The sequence below is a fragment of the Paenibacillus sp. FSL R5-0475 genome (assembly GCF_038004585.1).
Taxonomy (GTDB): domain Bacteria; phylum Bacillota; class Bacilli; order Paenibacillales; family Paenibacillaceae; genus Paenibacillus_AQ.
Genome location: NZ_JBBORK010000001.1, coordinates 6,106,165 through 6,126,929 on the forward strand (window position 1 = coordinate 6,106,165; position 20,765 = coordinate 6,126,929).

General features: G+C 45.0%; 22 protein-coding genes. 18 read left to right on the top strand and 4 right to left on the bottom strand.

Annotated elements, in window-relative coordinates; all coding sequences use genetic code 11:
* Window positions 1-122: 122 nt before the first annotated feature.
* The gene (locus MKX41_RS27355) at window positions 123-2,447 is read left to right on the top strand and encodes a histidine kinase (RefSeq protein WP_042184560.1); all 2,325 of its coding nucleotides are present in this window, start codon (window positions 123-125) and stop codon (window positions 2,445-2,447) included.
* Window positions 2,448-2,665: 218 nt separating this feature from the next.
* Here the strand turns inward: MKX41_RS27355 and MKX41_RS27360 are convergent, their stop codons facing one another.
* Both MKX41_RS27360 and ytxJ read right to left on the bottom strand, forming a co-directional pair.
* The gene (locus MKX41_RS27360; RefSeq protein WP_042184561.1) at window positions 2,666-2,905 is read right to left on the bottom strand and encodes a glutaredoxin family protein; all 240 of its coding nucleotides are present in this window, start codon (window positions 2,903-2,905) and stop codon (window positions 2,666-2,668) included.
* A complete protein-coding gene (gene ytxJ, locus MKX41_RS27365) occupies window positions 2,902-3,228 on the bottom strand; it encodes a bacillithiol system redox-active protein YtxJ (RefSeq protein WP_042123836.1) in 327 nt (108 codons plus the stop codon). The genes MKX41_RS27360 and ytxJ overlap by 4 nt, the downstream gene beginning before the upstream one ends.
* A gap of 227 nt (window positions 3,229-3,455) precedes the next feature.
* Between ytxJ and MKX41_RS27370 the strand changes: the two genes are divergently transcribed.
* The 9 genes from MKX41_RS27370 to MKX41_RS27410 all read left to right on the top strand — a co-directional run bounded on the left by MKX41_RS27370 (window position 3,456) and on the right by MKX41_RS27410 (window position 11,626).
* The gene (locus MKX41_RS27370) at window positions 3,456-4,178 is read left to right on the top strand and encodes an SDR family NAD(P)-dependent oxidoreductase (RefSeq protein WP_340973959.1); all 723 of its coding nucleotides are present in this window, start codon (window positions 3,456-3,458) and stop codon (window positions 4,176-4,178) included.
* Between the two features lie 42 nt (window positions 4,179-4,220).
* Window positions 4,221-4,856 (top strand): ThuA domain-containing protein, encoded by a 636-nt coding sequence (locus MKX41_RS27375; RefSeq protein WP_339800095.1) that lies wholly within the window; start codon window positions 4,221-4,223, stop codon window positions 4,854-4,856.
* A gap of 148 nt (window positions 4,857-5,004) precedes the next feature.
* Complete coding sequence (locus MKX41_RS27380) at window positions 5,005-5,397, top strand: MerR family transcriptional regulator (protein ID WP_042184564.1); 393 nt, start codon at window positions 5,005-5,007, stop codon at window positions 5,395-5,397.
* Window positions 5,398-5,435: 38 nt separating this feature from the next.
* Window positions 5,436-5,762, top strand: coding sequence for a thioredoxin family protein (locus MKX41_RS27385; protein ID WP_042184566.1), 327 nt, complete (start codon window positions 5,436-5,438; stop codon window positions 5,760-5,762).
* A 214-nt stretch (window positions 5,763-5,976) separates the two neighbouring features.
* On the top strand, window positions 5,977-6,852 hold the full coding sequence (sigJ, locus tag MKX41_RS27390) for an RNA polymerase sigma factor SigJ (RefSeq protein ID WP_340973961.1): 876 nt from the start codon (window positions 5,977-5,979) through the stop codon (window positions 6,850-6,852).
* A gap of 85 nt (window positions 6,853-6,937) precedes the next feature.
* The gene (locus MKX41_RS27395; RefSeq protein WP_042184569.1) at window positions 6,938-7,375 is read left to right on the top strand and encodes a carboxymuconolactone decarboxylase family protein; all 438 of its coding nucleotides are present in this window, start codon (window positions 6,938-6,940) and stop codon (window positions 7,373-7,375) included.
* 181 nt (window positions 7,376-7,556) lie between these two features.
* Complete coding sequence (locus MKX41_RS27400) at window positions 7,557-9,299, top strand: spore germination protein (RefSeq protein WP_042184572.1); 1,743 nt, start codon at window positions 7,557-7,559, stop codon at window positions 9,297-9,299.
* Window positions 9,300-9,326: 27 nt separating this feature from the next.
* Entirely contained in the window at window positions 9,327-10,418 is a 1,092-nt protein-coding gene (locus MKX41_RS27405) for a GerAB/ArcD/ProY family transporter (RefSeq protein ID WP_042184574.1), read from the top strand.
* Window positions 10,415-11,626, top strand: a complete 1,212-nt coding sequence (locus tag MKX41_RS27410; RefSeq protein ID WP_340973963.1) for a Ger(x)C family spore germination protein — start codon at window positions 10,415-10,417, stop codon at window positions 11,624-11,626. Before MKX41_RS27405 ends, MKX41_RS27410 begins: the two co-directional genes overlap by 4 nt.
* A 22-nt stretch (window positions 11,627-11,648) precedes the next feature.
* Here the strand turns inward: MKX41_RS27410 and MKX41_RS27415 are convergent, their stop codons facing one another.
* Complete coding sequence (locus MKX41_RS27415; RefSeq protein WP_339244571.1) at window positions 11,649-12,533, bottom strand: CHAD domain-containing protein; 885 nt, start codon at window positions 12,531-12,533, stop codon at window positions 11,649-11,651.
* A 178-nt stretch (window positions 12,534-12,711) separates the two neighbouring features.
* Between MKX41_RS27415 and MKX41_RS27420 the strand changes: the two genes are divergently transcribed.
* Entirely contained in the window at window positions 12,712-13,641 is a 930-nt protein-coding gene (locus tag MKX41_RS27420; protein WP_340973964.1) for a lipoate--protein ligase family protein, read from the top strand.
* A 71-nt stretch (window positions 13,642-13,712) separates the two neighbouring features.
* Here the strand turns inward: MKX41_RS27420 and MKX41_RS27425 are convergent, their stop codons facing one another.
* A complete protein-coding gene (locus tag MKX41_RS27425; RefSeq protein WP_340973965.1) occupies window positions 13,713-14,492 on the bottom strand; it encodes a carbon-nitrogen family hydrolase in 780 nt (259 codons plus the stop codon).
* Between the two features lie 163 nt (window positions 14,493-14,655).
* On the opposite strand from MKX41_RS27425, the gene MKX41_RS27430 reads away from it, so the two are divergent.
* From MKX41_RS27430 to MKX41_RS27460, 7 genes are all read left to right on the top strand, one after another.
* The gene (locus MKX41_RS27430; RefSeq protein WP_042184581.1) at window positions 14,656-15,084 is read left to right on the top strand and encodes a MarR family winged helix-turn-helix transcriptional regulator; all 429 of its coding nucleotides are present in this window, start codon (window positions 14,656-14,658) and stop codon (window positions 15,082-15,084) included.
* A 48-nt stretch (window positions 15,085-15,132) separates the two neighbouring features.
* The gene (locus MKX41_RS27435; RefSeq protein ID WP_042184583.1) at window positions 15,133-15,774 is read left to right on the top strand and encodes a nitroreductase family protein; all 642 of its coding nucleotides are present in this window, start codon (window positions 15,133-15,135) and stop codon (window positions 15,772-15,774) included.
* A gap of 27 nt (window positions 15,775-15,801) precedes the next feature.
* Window positions 15,802-16,095, top strand: coding sequence for a putative quinol monooxygenase (locus MKX41_RS27440; protein WP_340973967.1), 294 nt, complete (start codon window positions 15,802-15,804; stop codon window positions 16,093-16,095).
* 173 nt (window positions 16,096-16,268) lie between these two features.
* Window positions 16,269-17,837, top strand: coding sequence for a phospholipase D-like domain-containing protein (locus MKX41_RS27445; protein WP_052404139.1), 1,569 nt, complete (start codon window positions 16,269-16,271; stop codon window positions 17,835-17,837).
* Between the two features lie 61 nt (window positions 17,838-17,898).
* Window positions 17,899-18,276, top strand: a complete 378-nt coding sequence (locus tag MKX41_RS27450; RefSeq protein WP_340973970.1) for a hypothetical protein — start codon at window positions 17,899-17,901, stop codon at window positions 18,274-18,276.
* A gap of 72 nt (window positions 18,277-18,348) precedes the next feature.
* Window positions 18,349-18,675, top strand: a complete 327-nt coding sequence (locus MKX41_RS27455) for an ArsR/SmtB family transcription factor (RefSeq protein ID WP_042123860.1) — start codon at window positions 18,349-18,351, stop codon at window positions 18,673-18,675.
* A gap of 99 nt (window positions 18,676-18,774) precedes the next feature.
* A complete protein-coding gene (locus MKX41_RS27460; RefSeq protein WP_076285901.1) occupies window positions 18,775-20,553 on the top strand; it encodes a SulP family inorganic anion transporter in 1,779 nt (592 codons plus the stop codon).
* The last annotated feature ends 212 nt before the right edge of the window (window positions 20,554-20,765 follow it).

The window sequence follows — 20,765 nt, forward strand, 5'->3', positions numbered from 1 at the left end:
TTCACATTATACTTTCTTATATTTCTACGAGAAACGGCTGTCATCTTTGAAGGACGACAATGTCGTTTCTTCTTGGAACAGAAGGGTACATGCATGATCGGGGTTATTAAGGAGTGGTCTTGATGGGAACATACCGGAGGAAGACGCCGGAGGAGCTGCTGCTCTCTATCTATGAGCTGCATCGGGGACGTCTGAAGATCTATATCGGTCCGGTCAGTGGGTCGGGCAAAACGTATCAGATGCTGCGTGAGGGCCAGGCGCTAAAAGCACAGGGAATTGATGTTGTGATCTGTGCGGTTTCGACGAATCAGAGTCCAGAAACTAAGGATCAGCTGGGCGATTTGGAACGGATACCAAGTATTCATTGGTTTCAGAAAGATATAGAGAAGAAGGATCTTGATGTAGAAGCTATTGTGGCACGTAATCCAGAAGTTGTGCTAACCGATGGCTTGGCCCACCAGAATCGCGAGGGTGCGGAGAGATCTGGAAGACTGGACGATATCAAATACTTATTGAGCAATGGGATTAGTGTCATCACAACTGTAAATGTATACGAACTAGAAGGTGCTGCGGATCTGGCACGGAAATGGACCGGGATTGAGGTAGAGCATTCTCTTCCCGCTGAGGTGCTTACCCTTGCCGATGATATCGTTCTAATTGATGTGACTCCAGAAAAGATACTTCAGCGCTTGTCCGATGGACATTTAGGTAAACGCCAGCAGAGATCGCTTTTTAATAAGGGTAATTTAAGCAAGCTGCGGGAGCTGGCACTTCGGATGGTCGCTGAGGATGTTAATGACTCGCTGGAGAAACACCGGGAAGAACAAGGGCTGCAGGGAGCTTCGGGGATCGCAGAAAAAGTGTTGGTATCTGCGCAGTATTATTGGAATGGCTCGATCCACATCCGACGTGGACAGCAGATTGCCAAGCGGTTAAATGGGGATCTTTCAGTAGTGTCATTCTGGAAGCAGGGTCTCACCCTTTCTAAGGAAGCAGCTACATTTAAGCGTTCCCTCTGGAAGCTGACCGAGAAGATTGGTGCCTCTATGGAGGAGATCACCTTTCGCTCGAAGCGGGAGATCCCACATCTGTTGGTAAAATACGCGATCGAACATAATATTACCCGGATCGTTATGGGACATTCCAAGCAGACCGCTTGGCAGGAATTATGGAAAGGCTCAATCGCTAATTCGTTACTGAAGCAAATCCGAGGTGTGGATGTGTTCTTCGTAGCGGATCGCGCAGATCGCGAAGGAGAACGTGTACTTCCAACCCGGCAGAGTCGTAATGAACGGAAAGCGGATGCCTATCACAGGTTAAGCAGTCAGGAAGTAAAGGATAAAATCGATGCGATTCGCGGAGGAACCTTTAAGGTATATATTGGGGCTGCTCCCGGTGTGGGCAAGACTTACAAGATGCTGCGTGAAGGGAACGATCTCTTAAAGAGAGGGATCGATGTCGTGATAGGGCTCCTGGAGACACATGGCCGCAAAGAAACCCTTGAACAAATAGGCGATTTGGAGACCCTTCCGCGTCTACGTATGGAGTACCGCGGGACTATCCTTGAGGAGATGGATACGGCAGCAATTATTAAGCGTAATCCAGAAGTCGTGCTAGTGGACGAACTCGCTCATACCAATATGCCAGGCAGCAAACATAAGAAGCGGTATATGGATGTTATGGAGCTGCTGGATGCGGGAATATCTGTGATTTCTACCGTGAATGTGCAGCATTTAGAAAGTCTGAATGACGCCGTAGAGCAAATTACAGGAGTTAGAGTAAGGGAGACTTTTCCGGACAGCATTCTACAGCGGGCAAATGAGGTAGAGCTTATCGATGTATCACCCAAGACGCTTCAAGAGCGAATGAAGGACGGAAAAATATATGCCATGGCCAAGGTGGATCAGGCGCTGGGGGCTTTTTTCAAAATCGGGAATTTGATCGCCCTACGGGAGCTGGCGTTGCGGGAAATTGCTGATGATGTTGATGAAAGGCTAGAATCTTGGGAACGTGTTGGTTCGTTACGGGGACCTTGGCGGCGTCAGGAAGTAATATATGTGTGTATCACCTTGGGGGATCATGCGGAGCGTTTAATTCGGCGTGGTTTTCGGATTGCATATCGTCTAAAAGCTTGCTGGTATGTTACGTATGTGCAGGAATTTAAACAAAATGGACCCGTATATGATAAACGTATAAATGATTTAAAGGAATTGACGGAACGACTGGGTGGAACGTTCAAGATGATTCCTAACGTACTTCCTGCACGAGTGGCGTCCTTGCTGCTTGAAAGATCTCAAGCTTTGCAGAGTACTCAGATTATTATTGGTCAATCACAACGCTCATGGCTGCGAAAAAGTATTCGCGGCGATGTTACCAAGCAGATTCTGCGTTCTGCCAGAAACGTGGATGTGCTGGTCGTGGCAGATCTCATACGTGAGGAAGCATAGACTATGACTAACAAGTAAAAACGCCTTCGGCGTCCCTAAAGGACGGTAAGCGTTTATGCGAGAAATATAAGGATAATGTATAGCGTGAAAATTATAGATTCTTATATTTTGAAAAAGGGTACCTTCAAGCCGATTGGCTATGAGGATACCCTTTTTTGCAGCTATGAATTACATCATGTACTGAATAGTTTAATGGCTTAATTATTGGGCAGCCTTAATTATTGGGCAGCTTCGATGAGTGCTTTGAGCGCAGGAAGATTAAATCCCTTGATCGCTTGATCCCCTGCTACAGTGACAGGAACACCCATGAATCCAAGCTTCTCAACTTCCTCTTGATAGACTGTGCTGGTCATAACATCTCTTACTTCAAAAGGGACACCCTGCTCCGTAAGATAATTTTTAACCAAATTACAGTCACTGCACCCTGCGGTTGAATAGACAATCACTGGCTCACTCATTGGTTCACAGCCTCTTTGATAGCATCTCTTGTAATTTTCCAGTGGGAAGTGTTCCAGCGAACCTCATTGTCCTCAAGCAGGAAGAGTTGTGGAGATTCATGTTTGATGCCAAAATCCTCAGCAATTTGATTGGAAACGGGACGATCCTCGATGACTAAGACCACTGCAGCGGCAGTATCCGCATCCTTCAGATAAGCCTGAAACTCTTCATTAGCTTTAGCACTAATCGGGCAGGTCGTGCTGTGTTTGAACAGCAGCTTCTTGCCAGGCTTAGCTACATATTGCTCAAGATCCTCCAGCGTATGGAGTTGTTGAATAGACATAGATATCACCCTCCTGGGATCGTTATTTTGCTAACAATTGTGTTGTTAACAACCTGTAATCATGATTGTAACATATATCAAAATTAAAACAAAAAGGATTCTGAAAGGCTTGCACAAGAGGCGATATACCTGAAACCAATCGCGTTGAAAAAAAGAGTACAGCATGCTAAGGTGAAAAGAAGCAACATGCCTAACCATATCGCTACGAGATAGGAGTGTTCAGAAGAATGAAGAGAGTTGCATGTGTAACTGGAGCTGATCGGGGGCTTGGACTGTCGCTTGTACGTTCATTGCTGGCCAAACAGTTCTCAGTATTTGCAGGACAGTTTTTAAAAGAATCGGAAGATTTGAAAGCGCTTAAAGAGAAATATCCTGAACAGTTGGAGCTTATCCCCCTAGATATCAGCAATAAAGATAGTGTGAAGCAGGCTGCAAGAGTAATAGCCAGTAAAACTGGATATGTCGATATGATTATTAATAATGCAGGTATTATTCGTTCTGCTGATAATGCTACTGTGCTGGTGGAGCTGGATGATGAAGGCATGGCAGAAATATATAATGTAAATACACTTGGCGCGTTAAGAGTCAGCAATGCACTGATGGGACTATTACTACAAAGTGAGGATAAATTAATCGTCAATATTTCATCGGAGGCAGGCAGTATTGCCCGAAATAAGCGTATCAACATGTATGGCTATTGTATGTCGAAGGCAGCACTGAATATGCAGTCCTCCTTGATGCATAATCATCTGAAAACGCTTGGCGGTCAAGTAATGGTGTTCCATCCTGGCTGGCTGCAGACTTATATGCATGGTAAGAAGGATGAGCAAGCGGAAATGACTCCTGAACAGTCCGCGGAGCAGATTATCGACCTTGTTCTGGATTATAAAAAATATATGGGCGAGGAACCGGCCTATCTGGATACGGATGGCAGCTCATGGCCGTGGTAGAACGGATATTTCAAAATAGATAAGAAGAAAGGCGCTGATAACATGTCTACACTAAAAGCACTCGCACTCGGAAGCTACTCGGAGGTTAAATATCACCCCTTTGCTGGCGTGGACCGGGAGATCGAACAAATCCTTGCGAATGACTTACAGGTTTTCTCTTCAGAGGATTATGCACTTCTCAATAAAGAAACGTTGTCTGACTATAAGCTGGTAATCTCCTACACTGAATTTTCTGATGACAAAATCCCCGCGGATCAAAGTGGTGCTTTGCTATCTTATGTGGCTGGCGGGGGCGGACTACTAGTGGTACATAACGGAATTTCCTTACAGCGCAATCAGGAGCTTGGCGCTATGCTGGGCGCACATTTCACCCATCATCCAGAGTATACTTCGCTGCAGATGTCCATACCCGCACGAGAGCATCCCATTATGCAGGGAATTGAAGAATTTGTAATTGAGGATGAGCCGTATTATTTTGAGATGCATCCTTATTTCGAAACAACGGTGCTCGCTGAATATTCTCATGAGGGAGCTATGCGCCAAGCGGCTTGGTGTCACGAATTTGGCTTGGGTCGGGTTGTTTATTTAATGCCAGGGCATCATTTACCATCATTCTCAGTAGAACCATTCCGCGAAATGATTCGTAGAGGTGGGCTTTGGGCAGCAGGATTATTGTAGAATATAAGCGGCGGATATACTTGTTGTAAGATTATAAATGAGTCCAACTGTGGGATAACTACGGTTGGATTTTTTTTGTTGACTCTTACATTGATGTCAGGGTTTATACTGGTGTAGAACAATTCTCATGAACCCCGGGGAGATTGCTATGAAAATAGGTGAGCTTGCTAAAATGACGGGCGTAAGCGTCCGTTCAATTCGTTATTATGAGAGTCAGGGATTAATTTCGCCGATCCGTCAGGCCAACGGATATCGGGAGTACTCTCCGCTCGCTGTGGAGACGGTAGAAACGATAAAATTATATTTGAACCTGGGTCTGTCCACAGAGCAGATCGCGGGCTTTCTACATTGTGTTTTGAAGAACAAAGAAGCTTTCTGCGCAGAAGTGATGCCACTATACCGTAGCAAGCTTGAAGATATTGAACGTCAGCTTGTAGAACTGAATCAGATCAAACGCAATTTGGAAGAAAGAATGGCCTCTATCTTGCAAGAGCAGAACGAGAGTAGTTTAGAGGCATGTACACTGGAGAGTTTGGAGTAGGTACTGCTGGAGTTGAAAACTATGAGGAGGAATGACAAATGGCTATTACAAATGCAGATAGCGCTGATTGGGTACGAGCAGAGATTCGCGGTGGTGGAACGGTATTGGTAGATTACGGTGCGCCATGGTGTCCCCCTTGCAAGGTGCTGCTGCCTCTTTTGGAAGATCTTCATCAGGAATATGGAGACGATGTCTCTATTGTGAAGGTGAATTGTGACGAGTTGCCGGATCTGGCTGGTGAAGCTGGTGTTATGGGGATGCCTACAGTCATTGTATATAAAGATGGGCAGCCAATGGAAAAGTTGGTTGGCTTACGTCCGATAGCAGCCTACCAAGGGATATTGAACAAGGTTATTCTAGCATAGCGAATTGGAATTTAGTTGTATTTTGATGCTATATTAATTTCAAGCTGAGAAGGCATTAAGAAGCCTCATCCGGATATTTCCTGCGTGCACTCGATAGGCTAGACGTGAAGCCCTAGGAGAGCGTCTATATTGTTGATCATCCGCTGATCGATGTAGACGCCGCGGTGAGCCGTGATGGTATGAAAGGCACAGCTTTGGAAGGAGTCTAGCCCGTATGGATTTTCAGGTCGCATATACCAACTATCACTCTCTGCTGAAAGCAATCGCTTACCGTATGACCGGCTCTATAGCAGATGCAGAGGACCTCGTTCAAGACGTATTCATCGAGTACAGCAAGCTACAAACAATAGATATCACCCATCCGAAAGCTTACTTAATCCGTATGACAACAAATCGTTGCATCAACTATATGCAATCCGCCCGTATAAGGAGAGAGCAATATGTCGGCACATGGCTGCCGGAGCCACTCGTCAGCTTTACGAATGGAGGCGGAGATAATCCTGCTGATCTCTTCGATCACGATGAAAATGTATCCTACGCCCTGCTCGTCATGCTGGAACATTTGTCGGCTGTCGAGAGAGCCGTCTTCATCTTGCGCCAATCCTTCGCTTTCGAATATAGCGAACTTGCCGATGTATTAGGAAAATCAGAAGCCAACTGTCGAAAAATATTTAGCCGCGCTAATGATAAGCTGCATCAACAATCGCCAGTTCTGCCAGGCAACACGGATCAGGCAACACCTCTTGCGACAGCATTCCTCGCAGCTGCGCGAGGCGGCAACGTCGATGCGCTTGTCAGCCTGCTGACCGAGGACGCGCTGCTTACGTCGGACGGCGGCGGTAAAGTTCGCGCAGCGATCTTCACTATTACGGGCAGGGATCGTGTTCAAGCTTTCATTGGAGGCGTCATTACGAAGGGCTTCCTCGGAGATTCGCAAAGGATGGTGCTTCTTAACGGCCAGCTGGGCATCGTCATCTATCGGGATGGCCGGCCGCTTAAGGCGATCAGCTTCCAGCTTGATGCGGCCGGGGAGCGGATCGAGCATATTTATATCGTACTCAATCCCGATAAATTACAACGAATGGGGTAACCTGTCACAAACGGAGCTTTTGCATTGTCTTATTAGTGAAACAATCAAAAGATAACCGGTCTACAGCCGGAGAGGAGCTATCCCCATGGAACAAAGAATGGATCTGGCCGGTGAAATTCCAGCCGCATACAAAGCGATGATGGGTCTTGAAGCGTTCGTACAATCGACAGGCGTGGAGAAGTCGTTATTGGAGTTAATCAAAATCAGAGCGTCACAAATTAATGGCTGCGCCTTCTGCATCGATATGCATACGAAGGATGCCCGCAAGGCAGGCGAGTCGGAACAGCGCATCTACATGCTGAACGCATGGCGTGAAGCGCCGTTCTACAGCGACGAGGAGCGTGCAGTGCTTGCGCTGACCGAGTCGGTTACACTCGTGACACAAGGACATGTACCGGACGATGTCTATTCGGAAGCGGAGCGCCATTTCGATACTAAGCGACTTGGCGAGATCATCATGGCAATTGTTACAATCAATGCATGGAATCGCATCGCGATCACCACTCGCATGATGCCGCAATAAACTTTAATTACGTCAGCCGAACGTCCAAGGCTAGCATCCGATACTTTACAGATACAATAGAGGTATAAGAACATATGAAGTTTAACTTAGGGAGACCCCATACTATGGGGTCTTTTTTGTATGCATGAATTATCCATCTTCGGTAAAAAATACGGTCACAGCTATAAAGGAGGTGTTAGGGGTGTGGAATGAGGTAATAGAATTAATTCCAAGTTGGGGTGTGGTTTTCCAAGGGATTATGATTTTCTGTGTCCCTTTCTTCCTGCTTCGTACAATAAGCTGGGCTAAAGCTAAAGAAGACAGGATAACGACTAGAGCGGAAAAAGCTACTGGCAGCAAAGGTGGAGGTGTTTCTTCCGTAGAAAACTCTGGAGAAACAGGCATTTTAGAAGGGCCGGTGAAGCAGTCCAGCTCGAATGTAGTAACTAAGGATAAGGGGAAGAGAATAACTTATAGTGGCCATTTTGAGGATGATTTGCAGAAATTCAGAGAGATCAGCGCCGATATGCATGATGTGAATGTAAGGGAGTTGCGAATCGGAAGCATTAAGACAAGGGCAGCACTTTTGTACGTAGACGGTCTAACGGACAAAGACAAAATGGATCAGAATATTTTAAAACCGTTAATGAATGCATATCAGCCGTTTATGAACATGAATAACAAAGCGGAAGCGAAAGATCTACAAGATATTCTCATCCACGAGATCCTGCTTATCTCGGAAGTTGAGCTTACGGATAATGCATACCTCTCCCTTCAGAAGGTGTTATTTGGATCTGCCGTGCTACTCGTGGAGGGGATATCAGAAGTTTTTGTGCTTAGTAGTCCAAAGGGGGCTACAAGAGGGATTCAAGAGCCAGAATCTGAAGCAGTCTTACGGGGCTCACGGAGCGGATTTAATGAGACTTTAAGCGACAACACGGCAATGCTGCGTAGACACGGGCAGAGTACGGAGCTAGCGATGATTTCTTTTACTCTAGGAAAGAGAATGCAGAAGGAACTCATCTTAACCTATATCAAGGATATTGCGAATGATGAGCTTGTAGAAGAGGTTAAACGAAGAATTAAAACGATAGATATAGATGATGTTCAAGAATCTGGTTATGTCGAACAATTGATTGAAGATAATAGTTATAGTCCCTTCCAGCAGATTCAGAATACAGAAAGACCGGACCGCGTAATGGCAGCACTCCTGGAAGGAAGAGTAGCTATCTTAATTGATGGTACTCCCTTCGCGTTGATTATGCCGGTTACCTTCGGGATGTTACTGCAATCTCCAGAGGATTATAACGATCGCTGGATGGTAGGGTCGCTGCTACGTCTGTTACGTTTTTTTGCGGCAACGATATCACTGTTTGCGCCGGCACTATATATCTCCTTTCTCTCGTTCCAACCCGGATTGATTCCAACGAAGCTGGCCATTTCCATTATTGCCTCCAGGCAAGGCGTTCCCTTCACTGTATTAATCGAAGCATTGATTATGGAAACCTCGATTGAAATTTTACGGGAGGCTGGACTTCGTTTGCCTAAACCTATCGGTCCGGCGATGGGGATTGTCGGCGGTTTGATCATCGGCCAGGCCGCGGTAGAAGCAGGAATCGTGAGTCCAATCCTAGTCATTGTAGTATCAATTACTGCTGTTTCTTCCTTCTCTATGCCAATGTATAGTGCTGGGATGACGCTTCGTATGCTCCGGTTTGCGGCTATGTTTTTTGCAGCAATCTTTGGATTATACGGAGTGGTACTTTTTTTTCTTTTGCTTAGTAGTCATTTAATTAAGCTGAAGAGTTTTGGTGTTCCCTATCTTGGTCTGGCAGTCCCGAATAGAACATTCAATTGGAAAGATTTTATATTCCGAATGCCTTTGCAATTTTTAACCGGGCGGCCTACATTGTTGAAACCCAAGGACCCTTTGCGTAAAGGGTGAAAAGTCTAGGTGAAGGAGGAAGAGAACATGAGCGCCGAGGTAAAGGATCGAATAACTGCTGTTCAAGCGACGATCATTCTAGCCAATTATACGATTGCGGCAGGGGTACTTACGCTTCCTCGGACCATTGTAGAGGCCAGTGGTAGTCCAGATGTATGGATAAGTATTTTTTTAGGGGGATTAATCTCCTTTCTGTTAGGCTTGATCATTGTGAAACTTAGTCAAAGGTTTCCAGGCCAAACTTTTTTTCAATATATCGGGAAGATCATCGGCAAACCACTCGGAGTGGTTCTCTCAATAGGAGTCATTGGGTATTTTCTCAGTATTGCCGGCTTTGAGATACGTTCGGTGCAGGAAGTGACCTCTTTTTTTCTACTGGAAGGAACACCTCCTTGGGCGATAGTGGCTGCTTTTATATGGATCGCCTTCTATTTATGCAGAGGAGGAATTAATGCGATCACTAGCATGTGCAGACTTATTGTTCCGATTACCTGGACAGTGTTTCTGGGGGTTTGTCTGCTAAGTTTCGAAGTTTTTGACCTCAATAATCTACTTCCAGTACTGGGAGAGGGAATGGAACCCGTATGGAAAGGGATCAGGCCAACCATTCTGACCTTTACAGCTGGTGAAGCGATGCTGTTCGTTGTTGCTTTTATGGACAAGCCCCAAAAAGCAGTAAAGGTAATTATAGCCGGAACCTGTATATCGACGATATTTTATGTCCTGGCAGTTGTAGCAACCATAGGTGCCTTTTCTATAGATGGAGTTCTCACAAGAACCTGGCCGTTTCTCGATCTTGTACGTAGCTTTGAGGTGAACTATCTCATCTTTGAAAGGTTTGAGTCGTTGTTGCTGGTGATCTGGATTATGCAGATCTTTTGTACCTTTTGTGTTGCGATTTATGCAGCGGCGTTAGGTTTGTCTCAAATCATTCATAGAAGCTTCAAAAGCTGTTTATTGGCATTACTTCCGGTTGTTTATATAGTTTCTAGGATTCCTCCTAATGTGAATGCTTTGTTTGCTTTAGGATCAGGCATTGGTGATTGTATGCTTATTTTATTCGGAGTGCTTCCTTTACCATTATTAATCATCACATACTTCCGGAGGGCTGCTTCATGAAAAAATGGAGGTTGTGGATCGTACTCACTGTACTATGTTCTCTGTTATCAGGCTGCTGGAGCAGCGTACCGATCGAGGAATTAAACATGCAGATTGGTGTTGCACTGGACAGTGCGGAGGAGTCAGGAGGCGAGGGAGTAGCTAATCCGGAAGGTGGGAGCCATAAGAAGCCTGAAAAAATAATAAGTACCTATCAATTTACGATTCCACAAGGATCGGGAGGCGCCGTCATGAAGTCTTCTGCCAGTTCCTCTTCCTCCTCCTTTAAGAATTACTATAATATGAGTGAAACTAGCGATTCTATCTTTGAAGCGATGCGGCAGCTTTCACTGCGTACTAGACGCACTCCGATTGGTCATCATTTAAAGGTTATTGTGATTAGTGAAAAACTCGCGCGTTCCAATAATCTTACTAAAATCATAGATTTCTTTACGCGGGATAATGATATTCGTCCGAGTGTTATGTTATTTGTCAGCAAGGGAATGGCCAAGGATGTATTGGAAAATGCGCTGCCGGGTCAGACTCCTGCCTTTGTACTTGAAGGGATATTCAATAACAGAGACCGGAATATGGGGATATGGGAGCCGGTATCTCTGGCTAAAGTAGTTGGCCCGTTGCAAGGAAAGAAAAGCTTCTTATTGCAAAATGTTATCCCTATTGATCAGGAGACAAAGCTATCGGGAGCAGGTGTAATCAACGGGGAAACGGGGAAGCTTGTTGGGTTTTTGGATGAGTCGGAGCTGGAAGGGATGGCCTGGTTGACCGGAAAGGGGCTAGGGGGAGTGCTTAAGACGTATAATCCGGATACCAATGACCTCTTAACCTATGAGGTTAAAACCATGCATAGCAAGATCAAAGCCAATGTGAATAATGGTCAGATCTCTTTTAACGTGAAAATAACATCTACAGGTAGATATGCTGAGGTCTTTGCCGAGAAATCGAAGAAATTACACGACGGAATTGTAAAGAAGGATAAAGCCTTGCTGCAGAAGCGTGTCCTAGAAATGGTGCAAACTACTGTAACAAAGATGCAGAAGGAGCTGCATACCGAAGCTGCCGGTTTCGGCACCAGTCTACATAATCAGCATCCAGCCGTATGGCGGAGCGTCAAGGATAACTGGGACGAAACCTTCAGCCAAATTCCGATTACCTATGAAGTAAATGTGAATATAGAAGAATATGGCGCATCAGATACAACGGCTGAATAGAGAGATTGTAAAAGGTTCAGAGTTACTTCATTTGATGTGTGAGCGGTATGACATCATTTTGGTGCAGCGCAACGAGTACTTCGGTTTTTAATTGCTCAGTAAAGTTATTCCATGTTTTTTTGCCGACATTCAGCTCTTCCCGCCCAATAGCATTTAGTGTTTCCAGCCAAAGGCGTTTATCGTTTATCAGCCCGAGCTGATCTTGGATCTGCTTATATATTTCCTCATGGGCATGAAATTTTTGATTTAACGCAAAAGAGGCTGCACTAGCGGTATATCGCAGTTCCTTAGCAGCCATCCTCAGCTCATGCAGTGAGTCGAAGGCTGCTTCTGATTCGGCATCTTGTCCACGAAATATAGCCTTGCAAGCTTTTTTCTTCTGCTCGTAAGCTACCTCAAGTTCGCGAATGACAACGTTGGCATCTTTTTTCGCTACCAGGGCCTCAAGCTGTTCACTTAGGAAGGCTTTCCACTTCTCATCCAGATCTTCATTGATTAGCTTAGGCAGCTCATCGGCCAGCTTCTTACGATAAGTTTTGCGCTTGTCCTTTTGATGGTCGATCACTGCCTTCAACAACTCTGCGGTCTTTATATCGCCGTTTTCCTTGGCTTGTTTGCGTTTAGTCTTGAACGATTCAATCAGAACGTCTGCATCTCTGACCTTGCCTAATCTCTTTTGGGCTCTTTCAAATAGAGGGTATAGCCCTAGAGTATGACCAGGGTCGAGAATGGATAGCAGTGTTAACAGCTTGCGGCAGTTCACTCTTGCTTGGTGAATGTCCTCGTCATCGAATTTGCTAAGTGCATCATGGCAGTAATCCCAGAAATCAATATACAGCAGGTTAAGTGCCTGTTCCCATTGTCTTGTCTTGGTTAACTGTCGTTCCTTCATCACTTCCACTGTCATGCGGCATCACTCCTTAACGTTGTGTATAGCATGAACCTAAGGCTACCCCCTATTCGAGCTGGGGTATGTTCGTATACTATAAGGATAGCGTTATCATAACCTCATTTCAATTCTGATTTCGCACTAGCGAGGCAGATTGATTACAATATTACGGATAATACGGGAAAGAGGGGAATCGGTGGATACTCGGGAATACGATGCAATGATCAATGGATCTGTTGATAGAAGTAAAGAAGTCATCGGACTTCCTGCAGAAATGGGACTTTTCCAGCATCTAATCTTAAAGGATGACAGGATAGATGAGAAAGCAGGGGGCATCGGGGAGATGTTGATCCCATTCGCCTTTGAAGAGACCCTTTGTAGGGATGTCGGAGCGGGACTTGTTCCTCCTAGTCTGCACCTATGGAGTCATTCTGGGGGTGTTGTGCTCGGCCTACGGGACAGCAAGCTTCCGTACGCGGCCCAAGCGATGGCTAAGTTGGAGCAGCGAGACATTCGTACAGCGGTGAGACATTCCGGTGGTGCTGCGGTGCCTCTGGATGATGGAATTGTTAATGTTTCGCTAGTTCTCCCCAAAGGACGTGGAAAGCTGGACTTTCATGATGACTTTAGGCTTCTGGCTTCTCTGATCACTGAGGCAGTGGCTATGAGTCATCCACAGGCTGCGGCACAAATTGAGGCTGGTGAAATTGTTGGTTCTTACTGCCCGGGGGACTTCGATTTGGCGATCGGTGGGCGGAAATTTTGCGGCATTGCTCAGCGCAGACAAAATAATGCCTATTTCGTACATGCATTTGTAGTGGTTTCGGGTTCGGGACAGGAACGTGGTGAACTCATTCATAAATTCTATGAGCAAGCCTCTGGAGGAGACTCAGCATTATCTTATCCACGGGTTCGTCCAGAGACGATCGCTGGGCTTGGCGAACTAGGTGGACCAAATGCGACTGAAGTATTTGCCGAAGGTATTAGACAAGCATTAGCCCACCGTGGAGTGGTGCTTAAATCCTCTGACAGGCTACAGCAGGAGACAGGATATTTCCTAGACTATGAAGATCCGCGTGTTCTGGATGCTGCGCGAGTTCTGCATGAACGTTATGCCCAAGGATAAATGGATATTGAGCATCATCAAGAAGGACGTAACAGAAATCTGGCGAGAGGCCAGCATCTGTTACGTCCTTTTTAATCATATAAGTCGGGACGTCTGTCTGCAAAAATTGGGATTTGTGCTCGAATTTCACGCACCATATGTAAATCGATATCCCCCGTTAGGATTTCTTCCCCTTCAGAAGCTTCACATAAAATATCTCCCCAAGGATCAATTATCATAGAATGCCCAGCAAAGGTATTGTTAGGATCGCTTCCAGCACGGTTGCAGGCTACTACATAACATTGGTTCTCGATCGCTCGGCTGATCAGTAGTGCACGCCAATGTGACAGCCTGGATAATGGCCATTCTGCACTGATAAACAAGATTTCTGCACCTTGTGCGGTATGAGCACGAACCCACTCTGGAAATCGGATATCATAACAGATTAATCCGGCACATAACGTGCCCTCCAATGTGAAGAGGCCTTTGTCTTCTCCAGGCTGCAAATATAGATGTTCATCCATTAGCTGAAACAAATGTAGCTTACTGTATTCGCCAACGAGTTCTCCAGTTCGATTAAATACAAACATACGATTAGTTACACCGGAGGCGTTCTTGCTAGCGACTGAACCAGCGACGATATTGATGTTGTATTGTCTGGCTAAGCTGGAGATGAATTCCTTGGTGATTTCTCCTTCTGGATCACCAATATCTTCTAGTCGGGTCAGATCATAGCCAGTGGTCCAAAGCTCAGGGAGAATAAGACAGTCGGGGGCTGTGGCGGCAGCTACACTAATTTTATTTGCTACAGCAGCATAATTCATATCGGGTTTGCCAAATGCTATATCCAGCTGAATCAGGGAGATTCTCATAGGATTCCTCCTTTTTGTTCAAGACTATAGCACCATAAGAGGATAAGCAATGTTGATTTTTAAAAAATGATTTGATATATTAGTTGACGGGTCAATGATTATCAGTTAGTATTATTTTATACAAAACAATTGTGCACAATTAAATTTATAAAGGAGGTATATTTTGACGGAGCACTATCCTGAGGAAGACCGCATATTTGAACTGCTGCAGGCATTAAACAAGGGAATCTGTCCGAAATTCGAACGATGTGCTGGGATTAGTCCCACACGGCTTCGCCTCCTGCATGAACTATTCCAGGTGGATGAAGTCAGCCAAATTACGCTGCAAAAGGGCATGGATATAGATGCGGCCGCCGTCACTCGGCACTTGAAAGGGATGGAAGAGAGTGGTACGATCACTCGCCGCAACAACCCCGCAGATAACAGGGTTACATTGGTCTCATTAACGGATCAAGGGCGGGAAAGAATGATTCAATATGGCGAAGAGAAGAGACGATTTGTCGCTACTCTGCTTACTGGATTTAACGATCAGGAGCGAAAAGTGCTCATAGATATGCTTAATCGTCTGCAATCTAATATCAATCTGTTGTAACTGTAACTGTAACTACCCAAATTACACATTCAAAGGAGAAATACACATATGAACGCTACACAAACACAAACCAATGATTTTAAAGAAATTATTACGGGTCGCCGCTCTATCCGCAAATATGATCCATCCGTTAAGATCAGCAAAGAAGAGATGACTCAGATTCTTACGGAAGCGACTCTTGCACCTTCTTCTGTAAACATGCAGCCTTGGCGGTTTCTTGTCATTGAAAGTGACGAAGCAAAAGCTACTTTAGCTCCTCTTGCTCGCTTTAATGGCGTACAAGTTGAAACCTCTGCAGCTATGATTGCCATTTTCGGTGATTTGAACAATTTCGACTATGCAGAGGAGATTTATGGCACAGCTGTTGAACGTGGACTAATGCCTGCTGAAGTAAAAGAAAACCAATTAACTAGATTATCTGCTCACTTTGCTACCTTGCCACGTGAAGTTAACAAAGATACTGTGCTTATTGATGGTGCTCTTGTTGCAATGCAATTGATGCTGGTTGCCCGTGCACATGGATACGATACAAACCCAATCGGCGGTTATGAAAAAGATCAAATCGCAGAAGCGTTTGGCATGGAAAAAGATCGTTATGTTCCTGTAATGTTGCTTTCCATCGGTAAGGCTGTTGATGCAGGTTACCCATCTGTCCGTTTGCCTATCGATAAAATTGCTGAGTGGAAATAATACTTTATACCTTAGGAGGAAAATACAATGATCATTATCCATGCAGTACTTAAAGTGAATCCAGAACGTCGCGAGCAGTTTTTAGCGGAGTCCAAAACACTTCTCACAGCTACTCACGCTGAAGAAGGAAACCTCTCTTACGAGCTGTATGAGAATGCTGGAGAAGCGAACTCATTTATTATGGTGGAGACTTGGCGCGACGCTGAAGCCGTATCCAGCCACAATACGAGCGCTCATTTTACCGCGTTCTCAACTAAAGCTGGTGAATTCTTGGCTGCGCCACTAGACGTAAAAGTATTTAGCGCAGAGCAAGTGAAATAAGTTATCTCGATTCTTAGTGAATCCTGGTTGATCTTAAACAGGGATGTTCCATAGCCATAATGGCTGCGGGGCATTCCTGTTTTTTATGTTCCCCGTTTATAAGGAGGAGTTCAAGGGTATCTATCCTTACCTTGATACATGTGCACTCACAATAAAGATAGGGGATCTTACATATGGAAACACAGAAAAATATGATCGATATGGTGAACTATTATTTATCAGGCGGTTCACTTGCCCGCATTATGGGCGAAGCAGGAGAAGAGGCGGAGCACAGGCTGATGGGGATCGATCTGGAGGCGGCTAGAGCATACCGACAGTCCATTGGCGGAGTCATTACGGAGGGTGAGCAGCTATTTCAGGTTCCTGGCTTTAGCCCAAGATTGCTGGGACAACTTACTGAAGTATTAGACAGATTAGATTCAGACAAGCTAAAAGCTCTGGCCCCACAAACCACATGGAATAACCAAGTAGATCCTTACGTGAATGGACCCGAGTGCCTAGGGATGATACTAGAAGAAATAAAGAAGGCACAGCATTATATTCACCTGTCCGTGATGCTCTTCTTTAATGACCGTTCAGGCAATCTGGTTGCAGATGAATTATTTCACGCCCTTAAACGGGGGGTGAAGGTACGGATCATGGTCAATTACGCGCTGACAGCTTTAGGGTATGAGAACAATCTGGCGTTTGGTCAATTTTCCAAGATTTCTGAAAGGCTCGAGAATGCAGGAGCTAAGCTGTTGAATACCTTCAATTCTTATTATACAGCCGTAGAATGGCGTGTGAAGCGGAAGGCGCTGAAGCAACAAGGCGTACCGGAAAGTATCCTGTTCTTACAGGATAAAGTACAAGAGGACGTTGAAATCACTGGGCTGAATGTCATTGATCATCGGAAGTTTATGGTCATTGATGGGGTAACCTCTATTATTGGCAGCCTGAATATTGGAGATCAATACACGTACGTGACGCCTGTTCAGGCATCTTCTTCGATCAGTATAGAAGGACATTTACAGGGGATTCCTAGTAAAAAAGAGGAGTGGCATGATGGCTGCTTTCGGATCCGTGGCGCGGCGGCGCAGCCCTTAAATGCTAAGTTTCATTCCCGTTGGTTACTTCTGGGAGGTGATCATTTTGACGTGGATGATGCCTTCTACCATCCGAATGTAAATTATCATTTTGGGGAGGAAGAATGTACACTGTTTGCAAGCTTTCCGGGTAATCCAGTTAACTTAATTCAGCAATACTATTTGAATTTAATTACCTATGCGAAAGAGGAGACGGTGATTGTAAATCCTTATTTGATTGATCAAGAGTTTTGGGATCGGCTGGGGGAGCTGGGGCCAGACTGTTCCTGTCATCTGAGCATCTGCAATCCGCTGAAGGTTAATGATCATCCTACCAATACTGCGGCGGTACGAGGCAATATGTATAAGCCGTTTCTCAATGGGGTTTCCTTTTATGATTACAGTTTCACAGGTCGTTTTTCACATTGGAAAATAACCTATGACCATAGATCACGGGTGGTATTTCATGGCTCCTACAACATCAATGAGAGAAGCGCCTGCCACGATTTCGAGCTGGGAATGCTGGTGAAAGGGGAGGCCTTCGCAGAGCGGATAAAGTCTATGATCGATTATGATCTGGGTGTCTCACGGAGAATTACGAAGAAAAGTGAGTTCTTTAAGTATCCTTGGCTGCATCCTAGTACGTATCTGAACAAGGTTACTCAGAATTACACTTGATAATATCGGTTCATTGTCATGTATAATGATCGTTATAAATTATCAAGGTGGAATCATAGCTATGAAAATCAAAATTACAAAGAATGGCATAAAAAAGGATGAGGTATTCTTTCGCACAGAGTTTGGCGAGGGTCGGGGGATCTGGTGCGGTGCTCCTGTGGAGCCAGATACGGAAACAGATGTGGAATTCGAGCTTTCGGAGCTGCTGATGAGATGGGTGGATATTCTGCCTGCACCTGCTAGTGAGTTCAATACTAGGTTAGAGGGAGATAAGGTTTTTTTTACCGGTGTGCTGGAGAATATTGAAGAGGATGGAACAGGATTTTTGCGAATAGGTGAAAGTTTAGTGATGTTCGAGTGTCTCGGTGAGCCTATGGCGCTTGGTGTGTTTGTAGAAGTACAGGTTCGTAATGTGAGTATCTACCCTTTGAGTATTTGACGCTTATCAGGGACTAAGATAACATACAAAGATAGCATTAGATTCAGAAGTAAGTATGAGGAGTAGAAGTCTATGAACACCGAAATTCAGCAATTTAAGACCGAATTCTTCAAGGCGCTGGCTCATCCGATGCGAATTCGTATACTGGAACTGCTCAGCGAAGGTGAGAAGAATGTGAATGAGCTACAAGCCATTCTAGGATCAGAAGGCTCTGCTGTATCCCAGCAGCTAGCTGTTTTACGCGCCAAGAATGTAGTAGCCAGTGTAAAAGAAGGCACCACTGTGATCTATTCGTTACGTGATCCTCTAATTAAAGATCTTCTGGTCGTAGCCAAACAAATATTTGATAACCATCTGGTGAATACCATTTCATTGCTCGAAGGTATGCGCGGAGAATAAAGGAATAACATTATTTTGGCGTTGACAACAGTTGCGTCCTAGAGTAATGTTCTTCTTATATTCAAATAATCAGATATTTAAAGAAAAGAAGGTTTGATCATGACAGGGTGGGGCCGATATAAAGGCTACAACATGAATGCATTTCGCAAGGATTTGATTTCGGGAACAATCGTTGGTGTTATTGCCATTCCTTTGGGGATGGCATTTGCTATTGCATCTGGTGTAAAACCGGAGTATGGCATTTACACGACAATCGTTGCCGGAATATGTATTTCATTGTTCGGAGGATCAAAATTTCAAATTGGTGGGCCAACAGGTGCTTTTATTCCTATCTTGTTTGCCATTGCGATGGAGTATGGCTATGAGAACTTGCTTATCGCTGGGATGATGGCAGGGGTTATTCTAGTTCTCATGGGATTATTAAAGTTGGGTGTATTGATTAAGTTTATTCCGAGGCCAGTAACGATTGGTTTCACAGCAGGGATAGCGGTCATTATCTTCACCGGGCAGATTGCTAATTTCCTTGGACTAAGGAATATAGAACGGCATGAGAGCTTTGTAAATAATATGAAAGAAATAGGGCTTCATCTATCGACGATGAATGGATACAGTATTCTGACCGCCGTGATTTGTCTTGCCGTCGTTATCCTAGCGATTCGATTCGCTCCGAAGGTGCCTGGATCATTGGTAGGTCTTCTGTGCGCGACTGTGGTTGCTGCGTTATTCTTTAGCGGCAAAGTGACTACGATTGGCTCTGCTTACGGAGAAATCCCTAATACATTACCGAGCTTTCGATTTCCGGACATTACTTGGGAACGAATTACCCTGCTAATTCGTCCGGCATTTATCATTGCAATGCTAGGTGCTATAGAGTCATTGTTATCCGCTGTTGTAGCGGATGGAATGACAGGCAGCCGCCATAATAGTAACCGAGAGCTGATCGGTCAGGGAATCGCAAATATTGCTGCTCCATTGTTCGGGGGCATACCAGCGACAGGAGCAATTGCTAGAACAGCGACGAACATCAAGAGTGGCGCTGTTTCTCCCATCTCGGGGATCGTTCACGGTGTTGTGGTGTTTCTAATTCTCCTGTTGCTCGCACCCTATGCTTCCAGTATTCCTTTAGCTGCGATGGCACCGATCTTAATGGTAGTAGCTTGGAATATGAGTGAGCGCAAAGAGTTCCTTCATCTGCTTAAGATCAAGACCGGCGATTCCTTGGTGTTATTCATCACCTTCTTGTTAACGATATTTGCAGATTTAACGCTGGCTGTAGAGGTGGGATTAATTCTTGCGGTTATTCTGTTTGTGAAACGAATGGGAGAGGTTCATCTGGTAGCCAAAGTGCTGCCTGATCCGAAGTCCGTTAAGGTAGAGGCACATATGGTTACGGAGAGTCATGACTGTCCGCAAATTGGAATTTACACGGTGGAAGGTCCGCTGTTTTTTGGCGCTGCTTATCGATTCGATGACACTATGCCAAGCTATGGTTCAGATCAACCTAGAATTATATTAATGCGGATGGGGAAAGTACCCTTCATGGATACCACTGGAGAATCCAATTTAGCAGAGCTTGTGCGGCATTTACAAGCTGTTGGAGGGAAACTTATGATCTCAGGTATTCAGCCACAGCCGCTTGAGCTACTCAAGAGAACTGGACTATATAGTACCATAGGTGAGGCTCAGTTTTATCCGCACACCGGGGAAGCCATTAATGACGCACTTAACAGCATCGATTACAACAAGTGTATTGGATGTAGCCATGCCGCTTTTAGGGAGTGTACAGCGTTCTCCTGTCTGGAAGAGGCGGGAAGTGTGCGCGGTCTGAAAGGGCGCAAGAAACCTGTAATTGCACCTGAACTAAATAGTGGTCTTTGAGTGAAATAGATAAGAGTCAGCCCGGACGTTTCTGCGTCCGGGTTTTTCTGTTCAAATATAAGAATTTAAGTTTCACATCATATATTATCCTTATATTTCTCGCTTAAATGCTTATCGTCCTAATAAGGACGACAAAGGCGTTTATGCTTGAGATTGGACTTGGGAATGCTAAATTTGTACAATTGGGTATAAGTTAAATGTAAACTATCTCG